Below are 13,970 nucleotides of genomic sequence, written 5' to 3'. Positions count from 1 at the left end.
TGCCGGTGGTGCGCGGCTCGTCCGTGTCGGTGACCGGGGGCGATACGATCGTCGACGGATCGGCGGCCGGGACAGCGGGCGCGGGCGGCGTGATCGCGGCGGTGATCGCCGGCGACGGCGTCAGGATCAGCGGCCCCGGGGTGCCTTCCTGTGCCCCGGCGGCGGCGAGCGGCGTGACAACCGCGAGGCCGAGACAAAGGGCAAGAATTGAAAGATCGCCGACGGATCGCATTGAATACACCTGTTCCCGCGCCATCCCCCTGGCGCGGCCTCATTCTGGAACATCCATCGAACAATGCAAGTAACGGCGGTCACAGACCGCCCATGCACCCGCCGCTGTGGCCCGGCGACCACAAACCTCAGACGGCCGGCGCGGCCGCGCGGAGATAGGCGATCAGGGTCGCGGCGTGATGGGTCATGCCCTTGTAGGCCAGGGTTTCCGGCGGCATGGCGGCCAGGGCCTCGGCCAGCAGGGCGGCGTTTTCAGGCTCGGCCGCGACCTCGGCCACCGGGCACTGATACGTCCTGATCGTGAACAATATGCCCTGCGTCACCGGCAGGCGGCGCAGGGTCTGACGCTCCGAGCGCAGATGCAGGCGCTGGCCGACATCGGCGACGGTGATCGGCGGCACCGCCGGCCGGTCGCCATGACCGGCGGGCTGGAACAGGGCGGGATCGTCGTGCAGCGACCAGTTGGCGCGCACGACCGGCCGGTCTTCCTTCAGGAGCGGGAAGAAACGGTCCATCGGCGCCGCCAGCTTCTCCTTGTAGAAGGGCACCGGGCCGTGGATCCCTTCAAGGGGCTGGCCCAGCTTGTCGGCGAGCGCCCAGCGCGAGGGAAAACACAAGGAGGCGGCGACGAGGCGGTAAGGCTCGCCCTCGCCGGCCGAGGCCATCAGGACGAGATCCTCCTGAACGAGGCGGCCCGCGCGGTCGAGCGGGTGAAGCGCGGCATCGCGCAGGTCGTGGCGGATGCCGCCGATGCGATCGACCAGGACTTCGTCGTCCCCCTCGACCGCGAAACGCCCGGGGTAGCGGCGGGGCAGATGGTCCACCAGGAGGGCGAGGACCTCGGCCCCCATCCGCTCCGTGTCCGGCAGGGCGCCGAAGACGGCGGGATGCAGGCCGGAAACCAGCCGGCGCTTTTCCGCCAGCTCGACGTCATAACGGTCGTCGATCTGGATCCACTCGGCGAGGTCGAGGGTGGAAAGCCCCATCTGGATGCGATAGGGGCCGGCGGAAAAGGGCACATAGGGAATCACGACGCAACACTCCCGACGGCGGCCCCCGGGGTCGGAGACGAGCCGCGCTCAATGATCGGGAAAGATTCGTATATTTCGGGGGGCCAGCGCAACCCTCGCCCCCCGGGACAGCGACAATCCGTCCACCCCCTGGCGCATGGCCTCGACCTCGACCTGCAGGTCGACGGCGACATGGACGGCAGGCACGTTCACCTCGATGCGCAGGATCGGGCCATTGGCGAAGACATGGGAAATGATGCCCTCGATCCCGCCATAGGTGCCCGAGGGGCGGAGGTCGAATTCATGGGGCCGGACGAAGGCGATGCCCGCGCCGTCCGGGACCTCGGGCGCCGGCACCAGCAGGCCGGCGACATTGGCGATACCGCCCCGCACCGAGGCCGGCAGCCGGTTGGTATTGCCAAGGAAATCATAGACGAAGGGGGTCGCCGGCTGGTCGTAGACTTCCTGCGCCGGGCCGACCTGTTCGATCACGCCCTTGCTCATGACGACGACGCGGTCGGCGATTTCCAGCGCCTCTTCCTGATCGTGGGTGACGAAGACGGTGGTGATGCCCATCTCGTCGTGCAGCTTGCGCAGCCAGCGGCGCAATTCCTTGCGCACCTTGGCGTCGAGCGCGCCGAAAGGCTCGTCGAGCAGCAGGACCCTGGGTTCGATCGCGAGCGCCCGGGCCAGGGCCACGCGCTGGCGCTGGCCGCCCGAAAGCTGGGTCGGATAGCGCCCGCCAAGGCCCGGCAGCTGCACCAGTTGCAGCAGGCGCTGCACCCGCTCGTCGATATCCTGGCGCGAGGGGCGGCTCGCCCGGGGCCGGACTTCGAGGCCGAAGGCGATGTTCTTGGCCACGGTGATATGCTTGAACAGCGCATAGTGCTGGAACACGAAGCCGACGTGGCGGTCGCGCACCGAGCGCTCCGACACGTCATGGCCATCGAACAGCACCTGGCCCTCGTCGGCGAATTCGAGGCCGGCGATGATCCGCAGCAATGTCGTCTTGCCCGAGCCCGAGGGGCCGAGCAGCGCGAGGAATTCGCCGGGCGCGACCGAGAGATTGACGTCGCGCAGCGCCTCGAAACCACCGAAGCGCTTGTTCACCGATTTGATGTCGATACCCATGAAGCCTGCCGATCAGTGGCGCGCCGAAGCCGCGATCTCGTCGCCGTAACGCCATTCGAGCACGCTCTTCAGGATAAGCGTGACGAGGGCGAGCAGCGCGAGCAGGGAAGCGACCGCGAAGGACGCGGTGAAATTATACTCGTTGTAGAGGATCTCGACATGCAGCGGCATGGTGTTGGTCAGGCCGCGAACATGGCCCGAGACAACCGAGACCGCGCCGAATTCCCCCATCGCCCGGGCATTGCACAGGAGTACGCCGTAAAGCAGGCCCCAGCGAATGTTGGGCAGGGTGACGCGCCGGAAGGTCTGCCAGCCGGACGCGCCGAGCGAGATCGCCGCCTCCTCTTCCGAGGTGCCCTGTTCCTGCATCAGCGGGATCAGTTCGCGCGCGATGAAGGGGAAAGTGACGAAGATCGTCGCCAGCACGATGCCGGGCACGGCGAAGATGATCTTGATGTCATGCTCGTAGAGCCAGGGGCCGAGCAGGCCTTGCGCCCCGAACAGCAGGATATAGACAAGGCCCGAGATCACCGGCGAGACCGAGAAGGGCAGGTCGATCAGCGTGATCAGGAAGCTCTTGCCCCAGAATTCGTATTTCGCGATTGCCCAGGCGGCGGCGACGCCGAAGACGAGATTCATCGGCACCGAGATCGCCGCGACGATCAGGGTGAGCTTCACCGCCGACAGGGCATCGGGCTCGGTCACCGCGGCGAGGAAGGGGCCGAGCCCCTTGGCGAAAGCCTCGACGAAGACGGCGACCAGGGGCAGGACGAGGAACAGGGCGAGATAGAGCAGGGCGATGCCCGACAGCCCGAGGCGCAGGAAAGGGCCTTCGGTCGTCGCGTCATTGCTGCGGGGGGCGCCGTCCATGGTGTCTTTCCGGGTCAGGCCCGCATCCGCGACTGGTTCCAGCGCTGGAGCAGGTTGATGACGAGCAGCAGCACGAAGGAAATCGCCAGCATCACGACCGCGATGGCCGCCGCGCCGGCGTAATTATATTCCTCGAGCTTGGTGACGATGAGCAGCGGCGCGATTTCCGAGACCATGGGAATATTCCCGGCGATGAAGATCACCGAACCATATTCCCCGACCGCGCGGGCGAAGGCGAGGGCGAAACCGGTGGTCAGGGCCGGCAGCAGGGCGGGAAAGATCACCCGGGTAAAGGTCGAGAGCCGCGAGGCGCCGAGGCTGGCCGCCGCCTCCTCGGTCTCGGCGTCGAAATCCGCCAATACCGGCTGCACCGTGCGGACGACGAAGGGCAGGCCGACGAAGGTCAGCGCCAGCACGACGCCGAGCGGCGTATAGGCGATCATCAGGCCCTTGGGCCCGAACAGCGAGCCGACCCAGGTCTGCGGCCCGAACAGGGCGCCGACCCAGCCGTTCTTGGCATAAAGCGTCGCCAGGGTGATGCCGGCGACCGCCGTCGGCAGGGCGAAGGGCAGGTCGACGATGGCGTCGACGATCTTCTTGCCCGGAAAACGGTAACGGACCAGCACCCAGGCGAGGACGAGGCCGAAGACGCCATTGATCAGGGCGGCGACGAAGGAGGCGCCGAAGGACAGTTTCAGCGCCGCCAGCACCCGCGCGTCAAAGGCGATGGCCAACATGCCGCCGATGCCAAGCTCGCTCGCCTTCAGGAGAAGGGCGCCCAGCGGAATCAGGACGATCAGGAAGAGATAGGCGAGCGAAAAACCGAGCGTCAGCCGGAAACCCGGGATGACGCTCGGCCGCCGCAACCGGGCCGGTGACCAATTCATGCGGTATTGTTCCGGTTGCGGCTCATGCGCGGGACCTGACCTTATTTCGGCTTGTAGATCTGATCGAACACGCCGCCGTCACCGAAATGCGTGGCCTGCGCCTTGCGCCAGCCGCCAAAGGCCGCATCGTCGATGGTCACCAGTTCGACCTTCGGAAAGATATCCTTATACTTGGCCGCGACCGCCGGGTCACGCGGGCGATAGAACCACTTGGCCGCCAGCGCCTGACCTTCCGTGGAATAGAGGTAGTTCAGATAGGCTTCGGCTTGCTTGCGGGTGCCACGCTTGTCGACGACCTTGTCGACGACGGCGACCGGCGGCTCGGCCAGGATCGACAGGGACGGCACGACGATCTCGAATTCGCCGGGGCCGAGTTCCTTCAGGGCGAGAAAGGCCTCGTTTTCCCAGGCCAGCAGCACGTCGCCGATGCCGCGCTGGACGAAGGTCGTCGTGGAGCCCCGGGCGCCGGTGTCGAGCACGGGCACATGGGTGTAGAGCCGGGCGACGAAGTCCTTCGCCCTGGCTTCGTCATTGCCGTTGTGCTTCAGGGCATAGGCCCAGGCCGCCAGATAGTTCCAGCGCGCGCCGCCCGAGGTCTTGGGGTTCGGGGTGATGACCTCGACGCCATCGGCGACCAGATCATTCCAGTCCTTGATGCCCTTGGGATTGCCCTTGCGCACCAGGAAGACGATGGTCGAGGTATAGGGCGAGCTGTTGTCGGCGAGGCGCTTTTGCCAGTCGGGGGCGATCAGGCCCCTGTCGGCGATGGCATCGATATCGCTGGCGAGGGCGAGGGTCACCACATCGGCCTCGAGGCCGTCGATGACCGAACGCGCCTGCTTGCCCGAGCCGCCATGCGAGGCCTGAAGGGTGACGGTCTCGCCGGTTTCCTTCTTGTAGTGGGCGGCGAAGGCTTCGTTGAAATCCTTGTAGAACTCGCGCGTCGGATCATAGGAGACATTGAGCAGCGTCGTGTCGGCCCGCGCCGACAGCACCGGCGCCGCCATCACGGCCGCGCCCAGCACCAGCGCCGAAGCCAGTCGGCGAACCTTACCGGCCATCGTCCGGCCGTGCGGGCGCCGGTTCCCTTGATGCCTATCGAACATGCCGTCCTCCACCCCTCGCGGGGACTGTTGTGCCACATCAATGCACAAATCACGACTGATTTCATCGTGTTTGTCAAACACAGTTTGTGGAGAATTATTTATACTACACCATAATATCGTTTATATATCCCCGCCCGCCAAGCCGAGAACGTCGGCATCGGCCAGCGTGGTTTTGTCGAGCACGAGCACCATGGCGCCATAAGCGCGGGCGAACAGGCGCCGCACGCCACAGGCGGCTTCGTCGGCGCAATCCTCACAGGGCCGATAATGGTGCTGGGACAAGCAGGGCAAGGGCGCCACCGGGCCATCGATGACCCGGAGCACGGACCCGACCGTCATGCTTTCCGCGGCGCGGGCCATGATGTAGCCGCCCGCCCGGCCGCGCCGGCTGGCGATGAAGCCGGCGGCCTTCAGATCGAGCAGAATATGTTCGAGGAATTTGCGGGGCACCCCGCTGTGCGCGGCGATATCCTCGATCGCCACCGTCTCGCCCGGCCGCGATGCCAGCACGAGCAGAGCCTTGAAGGCGTATTTGGCCTTTTGCGAAATCATGACCGCCAGCTAAGGCGGCCGGGGCTCCACGGTCAATAGATGCCGAAAACGAGCATCAGGACGAAGGCGCTGGCCCCCGCGAAAGCGAAGCCGCCGGCGAGGTTTTCGATCCGGCAAAGGGCGATGGCCTGGGCATTATGCACAACGAGCACCTGTAGATTTTCAGCTATCTACAGGCACGATTACATTTAACGCGAAAAATGTCGATCTCTGAATTTATTTACATTATTTATCATGTTTTATTGCCACCCCGAGCGGGCGGGGCCTCGCCCGCCCCTCCAGGTCATCGGTCCGGACAAAGGGCGGCACGCGCGCGGCGTCGACGCCCATCGAGCGCTCGAGTTGCCGCAGCAGCGCGGCGAGAGAGCCAAGGGCCGAGCCGGATTGCCACATGAACATGCCACCAAATCCCCTGTTTCCGGCCCTGTATCGGGTCCCGTTTCGGGCGGCTTCCGATTCGCCGGCCAGGACCGGCGAGGGGCGGAAAGCGATCATCGCGATTGAGAACCAATCGCATATGCCTCGACAATGCGCCCGCCGCACGCTATATGCAAGTGCAAGCGCGTCTCAACTGCGGCGCGATGCTGCTCCTTCGGTTTGGCAATCGTCTTCTGGACGGGATTCGAACAGGCGCCTGATCATGTATGTCTGCAATTGCAACGGCCTCAACCGCCGCGCCGTGGACCAGGCGATCGCCGATGGCGCTCATTCGCCCGCCGCTATCTTTCGCGAACTGGATTGCAAGGCTCAATGCGGCAAATGCGTCGGCGAAATGCGCGGCATGATCACGGCCTGCCGCCATCTCGATGCCCGGGGCCCCGCGCCCGGCCACGATCACGCCGCGCCCGCCCCGGTTCACTATCTGCTCGCCGCCGAATAATCCCCGCCCGGCGGCAAATCCCCCGACCTCGCGGTCTTCGTTGAACGGATCCATGCGCGATGTAATACTTTCGCCATGGATCAGCGCGCCGGCATGAGATTATGCGAGGCGATTGCAATAGACCGAGGAGATTGGCCATGAAGGGCGACCGTAACGTCATAAAATTCCTGAATGAAGTGCTCACCAACGAATTGACGGCGGTGAACCAGTATTTTCTTCATGCCCGTATTTACGAAAATTGGGGCTTCGAGCGACTGGCAAAGCACGAATACAAGGAATCCATCGAAGAGATGAAGCACGCGGACAAGCTGATCAAGCGCGTCCTGCTGCTCGAGGGCCTGCCCAACCTGCAGGACCTGCACAAGCTCGGCATCGGCGAGACCGTGCCCGAAGGCCTGGCGGCCGATCTCGTGGTCGAGAAGCGCGGCCATGCCGTGCTGCTGAAGGGCATCGAAGCCTGCGAATCGGCACAGGACTACGTCTCGCGCACGCTGCTGCGCGAGATTCTCGACGATACCGAGGAACACATCGACTATCTCGAAACCCAGATCGAGCTGATCGAGAAAGTCGGCGTGCAGAACTTCCTGCAGACCCAGATCGGCGAGCCGAGCTGAAGCCTAGCGCCTGCCCGGCCGCCGCGCGCTAGAGCATCGGCGGAATGAGTGTCATTCCGCCGATGCTCTAACCTTTTGATTTGACGCATCTTCGGACGGCGAACCGGGCTCCCCTTCGCCTCAAGATGCTCTAGGCGCGGTGGCCGATCACGAGATAGCGGCCCTTGAACTGGGATTTGCCGTGTTCGACCCGGCTGAAGTCGCCCAGGCGGCGCATCAGCAGATTCTTCATGGCCGCTTCGGTGATGTAATATTTCACCTTCGGTCGCTCGCGACCGGCCGCCGGCTTCTTCTCCCGCCCGACATAGATGACGGGGCAGCGCGAGAACAGCACCGTGAACAGCGGCAGGATCGACAGCCGGCGCCGCACAGTGTGAAAGCCGAGGCCCGCCATCTCCATCACCAGACTGCCCTTCGTCGCCGCGATCAGCTGATCGAGGACGAGCATCGGATTGTCGAGATGGTGCAGCACATTGAGGCACAGCACATAGTCGAAGCTCCCGGCCAGCGGCGCGGTGTTCCAGTCCCGCACCTGGAAGTCGGCGGTGACGCCAAGGCAATCCGCCAGCTTGCGCGCGCCCCGGATCGCCGTCTCGCTGTGATCGACACCGACAACGCGGGTCGCGCCGCGGCGCAGGGCCTCGAAGCAGAAATAGCCGGAGTTGCAGCCCAGATCGAGCACGCTCTTGCCGGTCATGTCGGCGGGAAAGATGCGATCCGCCGTCACGCGCCGGTCGTCGCCGGGAGTAGCGAGGCCGAAGGGCAGTTCGATGCGCTGATAACCGAAGGGTTCCGAACGTAGCAGGGTTTCCACCTGCTCACGGCTCCAGGAAGAATTCATCGAGAATCCGACTCAAACGACGTCGCGCCCCCGGAGGCGATACCGCGCCCGGACACATCGACAATCATCAAGCCCACTCCGCCGGCCATGGAATACGAATTCCCGCGCCAGAGCAATGTCCCGATTCATATCTGGAAAAAAAGAAAGCCCCGCAAGTTCATGGAATCTCCCGAAATCCAAGAACTCGCAGGGCTGGGTAAACCTGGTGGGCCGTAAAGGATTCGAACCTTTGACCTAGTGATTAAGAGTCACCCGCTCTACCAACTGAGCTAACGGCCCCGACGTCATCGACGCGAGGCCGGCCTTATACTAAGCATCCGCGCCCTTGTCGAGGGTTCATCGCAAAAAAAATTCAGCCCGGCTCTTTCCGGGTGGAATCGGCGCCGCCGGGCGCGGGGTTGGCGGGCGCCTGCGCGGTGCGCGACAGGGGGTCGAGGCGCATCGCCTCGCGCAGGATGGCCGAGGCGACGGGCGCCGCCGCCGAACCGCCGCCGCCGCCATGCTCGATGATCACGGCGCAGGCATAGCGCGGGTTGTCCACCGGGCCATAGCCGACGAAGAGCGCGTGGTGGCGCTCGTTCCAGGGCTTGTCCTGCTCGCGCCGACGCACCCCCGACAGACGCTCGGCCCGGCTGATGCGGACCACCTGGCTGGTGCCGGTCTTGCCGCCGATCTGCATTCCGGGTTCGGTGATTCGCGAACGGAAGGCCGTGCCGGACGGACTGTTCATCACCCGGTTCATGCCTTTCAGCATCAGGTCGAGCCAGCGCCGGTCGACATCGATCGCCGGGGCCGCCTCGGCCGTGCCGGGCGGTGCCTTGGCCAGGCGGGGCACCACCGCCCTGCCGCCATTGACGAGCCGCGCGGTCATGGTGGCGAGTTGCAGCGGCGTCGCCAGGACATAGCCCTGGCCGATGCCGGCGATCACCGTCTCGCCCTGCAGCCAGGGCTTCTTCAGCGCCTTCGTCTTCCAGGCCGTGTTCGGCATGAGGCCGGGCTTCTCGCCCGGCAGTTCGATTCCCAGCTTTTCACCGAAGCCGAACTTGCGGGTGAACTCCGCCAGCCGGTCGATGCCGACCTTGCGCGCGACATCGTAGAAGAAACAGTCGCAGGACTGTTCGAGCGCGGCCTGGACGTCGACCGTGCCATGCCCGCCCTTCTTCCAGCAGTAGAACGTATGGGTGCCGAGCTGCATCGACCCCGGACAGAAGACGGTATAGCCCGGCTGGATCACCCCGGCGTCGAGCGCGGCGAGGCCCACGACCATCTTGAAGGTCGAGCCGGGCGGATATTGCCCGGAGATCGGCTTGTTGCTCAGCGGGTTGCGCAGGTTGTTGCGCAGCGCGTTCCATTCGGTCTTGGACAGGCCGACATTGAAGGGCGTGGGGTCGTAACCGGGCGTGGAGGCCAGCACCAGCACTTCGCCCGTGTGCACGTCCATGACGACGGCGGCACCGCTTTCCTCGCCCAGGGCCTGATAGGCGAAGCGCTGAAGGGCGAGATCGAGCGCGAGGGTGACATCCTCGCCCGCCTGGCCCTCGTCCCGCGAAAGCTCGCGGATCATCCGGCCATAGGCATTGACCTCGACCTGGGAAGCGCCGGCCTTGCCCCGCAGATTGCCGTCGAACATCTTCTCGACGCCGTTCTTGCCGATCCTGAAGCCCGGCAGCTGCAGCACGGGATCCGTGTCGTCGACCAGATCCTTGTCGCTGACCGAGGAGACATAGCCGATGACATGGGCGAGTTCCGGCCCATAGGGATAATAGCGCGTCTCGCCGACGTCCGGCTGGATGCCCGGCAGCTCGGGACTGTGGACATTGATCGCGGCGAACTCTTCCCAGCTCAGGTTCTCGAGCACGGTGACCGGCATGAAGGCGCGCACCCGGCCCATCTCTCGCCGGACCCGGCGCAGCTGATGCTCCGGGATCGGCACGATGGCGTTCAGCCCGGTCAGGGTCGCGTCGACATCGTCCGACTGTTCGCGAATCAGCACGACGCGGAAATTCTGCCGGCCGGTCGCCAGTTCATTGCCGAAACGATCGAGGATGCGGCCGCGCAAGGGCGCGATCAGGCGCAGGTTGATGCGGTTGTCTTCCGCCAGCATCTGGTAGCGGTCGCCATCGACGACCTGCAGCTGATACATGCGGCCCGCCAGCACGCCGAGCATGGCGAGCTGGCCGCCGGCGAGGAAGAGCGCGCGCCGCGTCAGCAGCTTGGCCCGCAGGTTGTCGTTCTTTTCGCTGCTCACCTTGCGTCCTCCAGCGATTTCAGGACGCGGACGATCTGGCCGAACAGCCAGCTGACCAGCGGATAGAGCGTGATGGAAAACAGCATCTGCATGACGAAGGGCTGCAGCTCGATACCCCGCCCGGCGTGAAGGGAGCCGAGCAGCCAGCCGGCCGCCGTCGCGAGGAAGGCGACCATGCCGAAGCCGAACCAGGCGATGCCGAAGGTGCGCGCCGTGAACACCCGCCGCTCGTGAGCGACGAACTGCTGGACGCCCAGCAGAACGAGGGTGCCAAGGCCGATCGGCGCGCCCGACAGGATGTCCTGCAGCAGGCCGACGAGAAAAACCGCCGCCGGCGGCAACAGGGCCGGCTGAAAGATCGTCCAGAAATAGACCAGCATCAGGGTGAGCGCCGGCCCCGCGGCATCGAGACCGGAGATGCCGGAAGGCGCGACGCCAATCAGCACGCAGACGAGGCCGACGAGGGGCGGCACCAGCATGACGAGACTGGCGAGAAGGCCGCGCGACCAGGGTTCGGTCATGGTGCCCTACCGGTCGTCGGTCGGCGCCAGCGGGACCGGCCTCGGCGTGGGTGTCGAGATCGGCGGCGGTGTCGGCGACGCCTCCACCGGCCGGGCCTCGGCGGCGCCGGGGCTATTCAGCGCGGGCAGCGGCGCCCCGGTGGGCGGCGCGGGATCGGGAATCGGCCCCGGCTCGCCCTTGTATTCGACGATCTTGATGAAATCGAGCTTGTCGAAGCGCACCCAGGGCCGCACCCGGACGACGCCATTGGCGACCGTCTCGACCGCGCCGACCGGCAGGCCGGGCGGGAACATGCCGCCGATGCCCGAGGTCACCACCCGGTCGCCCGGATGAACCTTGATGCCGGCGGCCAGATAGGACAGGCGCGGCAGGCCGGAATTGTCGCCTTCGAGCACACCGCGCGCCTGCGCCCCCTCGAGGGCGACGGGAATGCGGCTGTTCAGGTCGGTCAGCAGCAGGAGGCGCGAGGATTCGACGCCCGCCGCCAACACCCGGCCGACGACGCCGGTGCCCGAAATGCCGACCTGCCCGGCCTCGACCCCGGCATTGCTCCCGGCATCGACGACGATGGTGCGCACGAAAGGCCCGCCCCCTTCGGCGATGATGCGGGCGGTGACGAAACGCACCTGCGGCTCTGGCCGGACATGGAGCAATTCGCGATAGGTCGCGTTTTCGATCGCCAGGCGCCGCGCGGTCGAAGCCCAGGCGCGCAGGCGCTCGTTCTCTTCGTGCAGGGCCTGATTCTCGGCGTAGAGATTGAACCAGCCGTCGACCGCGGCGATGCCGTCCTTGATGGTCAGCAGGGGCCGCGCGGCGAGTTCCAGCACCGGCGCCATCACGTCGATGACGACGGAACGGCCGCGCTCGATCAATATCGAGTCGACCTTGCCGAGGATGACCAGCCCGGCGGAGAGGATCAGCAACGCCAGGAAGGCGAATCGCTGCACCAGCACCTTGGCAGGCGCCGTGAAGCTGTTCACCCGGGGTTGCGGCTGGCGCACGTCTCAAATCCCTTCCGGGGACGACGGACGCCCCCCGAAGCCTGTGGATCGTTCTGAATTAGTAAGCCTGCGTCAGCACATGGCGCAAGGTCTTCATTTCCTCGAGCGCGCGGCCCGTGCCCTTGGCGACACAGGTCAGCGGATCGTCGGCGATCGAGACCGGCAGGCCCGTCGCATGGCGCAGCACGAGATCGAGATTGCCAAGGAGGGCGCCGCCGCCCGTCAGCACGATGCCCTTGTCGACGATGTCGGCGGCGAGTTCCGGCGCCGTGTGCTCGAGCGCGACCTTCACCGCCTCGACGATGGCCGAGACCGGCTCGGCCAGGCTTTCGGCGATCTGGCGCTGGCTGATGATCAGCTCCTTGGGCACGCCGTTCATCAGGTCGCGGCCCTTGATTTCCATGGTCATGCCATGGCCGTCTTCCGGCGGGCAGGCGGAACCGATTTCCTTCTTGATCCGCTCGGCCGAAGCCTCGCCGACCAGAAGATTATGGTTGCGGCGGATATAGGCGATGATCGCCTCGTCCATCTTGTCGCCGCCGACGCGGACCGAGCGGGAATAGACGATACCGCCGAGCGAGAGCACCGCGACTTCCGTGGTGCCACCGCCGATGTCGACGACCATGCTGCCCGTCGGCTCGGTCACCGGCAGATTGGCGCCGATCGCGGCCGCCATCGGTTCCTCGATCAGGAAGACGCGGCGGGCGCCGGCGCTTTCCGCCGATTCCTGGATCGCGCGGCGCTCCACCGCGGTCGAGCCCGACGGCACGCAGACGACGATCTGCGGCGACGCGAAGGAACGGCGGTTGTGAACCTTGCGGATGAAATGCTTGATCATTTCTTCCGCGACTTCGAAGTCGGCGATGACGCCATCGCGAAGGGGGCGGATCGCCTCGATGTTGCCCGGGGTCCGCCCCAGCATCATCTTGGCTTCGTCGCCGACCGCGAGAACCTGTTTCTTGCCGCGGTTGCTGACCATGGCGACGACGGACGGCTCGTTCAGAACGATGCCGCGGCCCTTCACATAGACGAGCGTGTTGGCGGTACCAAGATCGATAGCCATGTCGGCGGACAAAATGCCGAGCATCTTCGAAAACATCGAAAGTGTACTCCGGTGAGGGGGCGGGCACGTTGCGATACCGCCCGCCGCCTAGCTTGCGCCCTTCTTTAAAGACTCATTGGCCGCGGCTCAACGCTGAATCTCGCCCGCCGCCGCCATGAGGGCATGGCCGTCATGCCGGGATGAACGGATCGAGGATCGCGACGACCACCGGCACCACCCGGGCGATGGCCTGCGCATCCACCATCTCGCCCCGGGACACGAGATAGGTGATCCAGCTCGTGACCATCAGCCAGATCGCCCGTGCCAGTTCCGCCGTGTCCGGCGCCACCCGCCGGCCTCCCTGCAACGCGGGCCGCAGAAAATCGCCGAGCTGGCGGGCGATGGCCTCGACGACATCGGCCTGAAGGCGCGTGAAGGCTTCGGCCACCCGCTCGTCCCGGCGCAGGATCGCCGTCTGATCGGGAAAGAAGAAGCGATATTCGCACAGAAGATCGGCGATGGCCGCCAACTGCCGACGCATGAGGGCAAGCCCCGTCTCGGCGAAGGGCGGCTCGACGAACAGGGGCCTTACCCGCGCCTCCACCCGCTGGAACAGATACCAGAGGACATCCTCGCGGTGACGGAAATGATAATAGAGGCTGCCGGTGGAAATACCACAGGCTTCGGCGATCGCGTTGGTCGTGACCGGCGTATAGCCATGCGCGTTGAACAGGTCGAGGGCGACATTGGCCACCCGATCCCGGGTGATGTCCGAGCGCCGCTGGCGGGGCCGGGACGGGCCGCGGGCCGTGGTCATGGTGCGAATCCTCAAGAGGTGATTCCCCAGCGACCCTAGCCCATCAGGCGGCGGTACGGGCAAGCCCGTCGCGCGCATCGGCGAATTTGTCGAAGCTGATCGCCGAAGCCGGCAGGCCGCGCGCGGTCAGGACGGCGACGGCGGCGTCGATCATGGCCGGCGGGCCGCACAGGGCCGCCGTCTCGGGCAGGGCCAGGGTCGCCAGCGGATCGGTGACC

General features: G+C 65.7%; 14 protein-coding genes, 1 tRNA gene and 1 pseudogene. 2 read left to right on the top strand and 14 right to left on the bottom strand.

Features of this window, described 5'->3' with window-relative positions:
* From WAZ62_RS01075 to WAZ62_RS01045, 7 genes and pseudogenes are all read right to left on the bottom strand, one after another.
* Positions 1 to 232 (bottom strand): annotated as a pseudogene (locus WAZ62_RS01075) (hypothetical protein); the annotation flags it as partial.
* A gap of 127 nt (positions 233 to 359) precedes the next feature.
* Positions 360 to 1,262 carry a heme-dependent oxidative N-demethylase family protein gene (locus tag WAZ62_RS01070; protein WP_422641680.1) on the bottom strand — a complete coding sequence of 301 codons (903 nt, stop codon included), beginning with the start codon at positions 1,260 to 1,262 and terminating at the stop codon, positions 360 to 362.
* Between the two features lie 48 nt (positions 1,263 to 1,310).
* Complete coding sequence (locus WAZ62_RS01065; RefSeq protein WP_422641679.1) at positions 1,311 to 2,372, bottom strand: sulfate/molybdate ABC transporter ATP-binding protein; 1,062 nt, start codon at positions 2,370 to 2,372, stop codon at positions 1,311 to 1,313.
* A 12-nt stretch (positions 2,373 to 2,384) separates the two neighbouring features.
* Positions 2,385 to 3,242, bottom strand: coding sequence for a sulfate ABC transporter permease subunit CysW (gene cysW, locus WAZ62_RS01060; RefSeq protein ID WP_422641678.1), 858 nt, complete (start codon positions 3,240 to 3,242; stop codon positions 2,385 to 2,387).
* Positions 3,243 to 3,256: 14 nt separating this feature from the next.
* Positions 3,257 to 4,129: a sulfate ABC transporter permease subunit CysT gene (gene cysT / locus WAZ62_RS01055; protein WP_422641677.1), complete on the bottom strand. Its 873-nt coding sequence runs from the start codon at positions 4,127 to 4,129 to the stop codon at positions 3,257 to 3,259.
* A 41-nt stretch (positions 4,130 to 4,170) separates the two neighbouring features.
* Positions 4,171 to 5,136 carry a sulfate ABC transporter substrate-binding protein gene (locus WAZ62_RS01050; RefSeq protein ID WP_422641681.1) on the bottom strand — a complete coding sequence of 322 codons (966 nt, stop codon included), beginning with the start codon at positions 5,134 to 5,136 and terminating at the stop codon, positions 4,171 to 4,173.
* Between the two features lie 219 nt (positions 5,137 to 5,355).
* The gene (locus WAZ62_RS01045) at positions 5,356 to 5,787 is read right to left on the bottom strand and encodes an RrF2 family transcriptional regulator (protein ID WP_422641676.1); all 432 of its coding nucleotides are present in this window, start codon (positions 5,785 to 5,787) and stop codon (positions 5,356 to 5,358) included.
* Between the two features lie 391 nt (positions 5,788 to 6,178).
* Here WAZ62_RS01045 and WAZ62_RS01040 point away from each other — a divergent pair, with 391 nt between their 5' ends.
* Together WAZ62_RS01040 and bfr are read left to right on the top strand one after the other, a co-directional pair.
* Entirely contained in the window at positions 6,179 to 6,667 is a 489-nt protein-coding gene (locus WAZ62_RS01040) for a (2Fe-2S)-binding protein (protein WP_422641675.1), read from the top strand.
* A 137-nt stretch (positions 6,668 to 6,804) separates the two neighbouring features.
* On the top strand, positions 6,805 to 7,281 hold the full coding sequence (bfr, locus tag WAZ62_RS01035; protein WP_422641674.1) for a bacterioferritin: 477 nt from the start codon (positions 6,805 to 6,807) through the stop codon (positions 7,279 to 7,281).
* Between the two features lie 130 nt (positions 7,282 to 7,411).
* Here the strand turns inward: bfr and WAZ62_RS01030 are convergent, their stop codons facing one another.
* The 7 genes from WAZ62_RS01030 to WAZ62_RS01000 all read right to left on the bottom strand — a co-directional run bounded on the left by WAZ62_RS01030 (position 7,412) and on the right by WAZ62_RS01000 (position 13,752).
* Positions 7,412 to 8,122, bottom strand: coding sequence for a class I SAM-dependent methyltransferase (locus tag WAZ62_RS01030; RefSeq protein WP_422641673.1), 711 nt, complete (start codon positions 8,120 to 8,122; stop codon positions 7,412 to 7,414).
* Positions 8,123 to 8,325: 203 nt separating this feature from the next.
* Positions 8,326 to 8,401, bottom strand: a tRNA-Lys gene (locus WAZ62_RS01025).
* 73 nt (positions 8,402 to 8,474) lie between these two features.
* Positions 8,475 to 10,370: a penicillin-binding protein 2 gene (mrdA, locus tag WAZ62_RS01020; RefSeq protein ID WP_422641672.1), complete on the bottom strand. Its 1,896-nt coding sequence runs from the start codon at positions 10,368 to 10,370 to the stop codon at positions 8,475 to 8,477.
* A complete protein-coding gene (gene mreD / locus WAZ62_RS01015) occupies positions 10,367 to 10,891 on the bottom strand; it encodes a rod shape-determining protein MreD (protein WP_422641671.1) in 525 nt (174 codons plus the stop codon). The genes mrdA and mreD overlap by 4 nt, the downstream gene beginning before the upstream one ends.
* Before the next feature lie 6 nt (positions 10,892 to 10,897).
* Positions 10,898 to 11,893 carry a rod shape-determining protein MreC gene (gene mreC, locus WAZ62_RS01010; protein ID WP_422641670.1) on the bottom strand — a complete coding sequence of 332 codons (996 nt, stop codon included), beginning with the start codon at positions 11,891 to 11,893 and terminating at the stop codon, positions 10,898 to 10,900.
* Positions 11,894 to 11,951: 58 nt separating this feature from the next.
* On the bottom strand, positions 11,952 to 12,992 hold the full coding sequence (locus WAZ62_RS01005) for a rod shape-determining protein (RefSeq protein ID WP_422641669.1): 1,041 nt from the start codon (positions 12,990 to 12,992) through the stop codon (positions 11,952 to 11,954).
* A gap of 133 nt (positions 12,993 to 13,125) precedes the next feature.
* Entirely contained in the window at positions 13,126 to 13,752 is a 627-nt protein-coding gene (locus WAZ62_RS01000; RefSeq protein ID WP_422641668.1) for a TetR/AcrR family transcriptional regulator, read from the bottom strand.
* Positions 13,753 to 13,970: the final 218 nt, after the last annotated feature.

It is taken from the genome of Zavarzinia sp. (genome assembly GCF_049306435.1).
Classification (GTDB): Bacteria; Pseudomonadota; Alphaproteobacteria; order Zavarziniales; family Zavarziniaceae; genus Zavarzinia.
This window is presented reverse-complemented; position numbering and strand designations above follow the sequence as displayed.

Excerpts from the sequence above, each read along its gene's own strand:
- mreD (WP_422641671.1), bottom strand. The coding sequence starts at position 10,891 with ATGACCGAACCCTGGTCGCGCGGCCTTCTCGCCAGTCTCGTCATGCTG.
- cysW (WP_422641678.1), bottom strand. The coding sequence starts at position 3,242 with ATGGACGGCGCCCCCCGCAGCAATGACGCGACGACCGAAGGCCCTTTC.
- WAZ62_RS01030 (WP_422641673.1), bottom strand. The coding sequence starts at position 8,122 with ATGAATTCTTCCTGGAGCCGTGAGCAGGTGGAAACCCTGCTACGTTCG.
- WAZ62_RS01040 (WP_422641675.1), top strand. The coding sequence starts at position 6,179 with ATGAACATGCCACCAAATCCCCTGTTTCCGGCCCTGTATCGGGTCCCG.
- WAZ62_RS01045 (WP_422641676.1), bottom strand. The coding sequence starts at position 5,787 with ATGATTTCGCAAAAGGCCAAATACGCCTTCAAGGCTCTGCTCGTGCTG.
- WAZ62_RS01000 (WP_422641668.1), bottom strand. The coding sequence starts at position 13,752 with ATGACCACGGCCCGCGGCCCGTCCCGGCCCCGCCAGCGGCGCTCGGAC.
- WAZ62_RS01050 (WP_422641681.1), bottom strand. The coding sequence starts at position 5,136 with ATGGCGGCGCCGGTGCTGTCGGCGCGGGCCGACACGACGCTGCTCAAT.
- bfr (WP_422641674.1), top strand. The coding sequence starts at position 6,805 with ATGAAGGGCGACCGTAACGTCATAAAATTCCTGAATGAAGTGCTCACC.
- cysT (WP_422641677.1), bottom strand. The coding sequence starts at position 4,129 with ATGAATTGGTCACCGGCCCGGTTGCGGCGGCCGAGCGTCATCCCGGGT.
- WAZ62_RS01005 (WP_422641669.1), bottom strand. The coding sequence starts at position 12,992 with ATGTTTTCGAAGATGCTCGGCATTTTGTCCGCCGACATGGCTATCGAT.
- WAZ62_RS01065 (WP_422641679.1), bottom strand. The coding sequence starts at position 2,372 with ATGGGTATCGACATCAAATCGGTGAACAAGCGCTTCGGTGGTTTCGAG.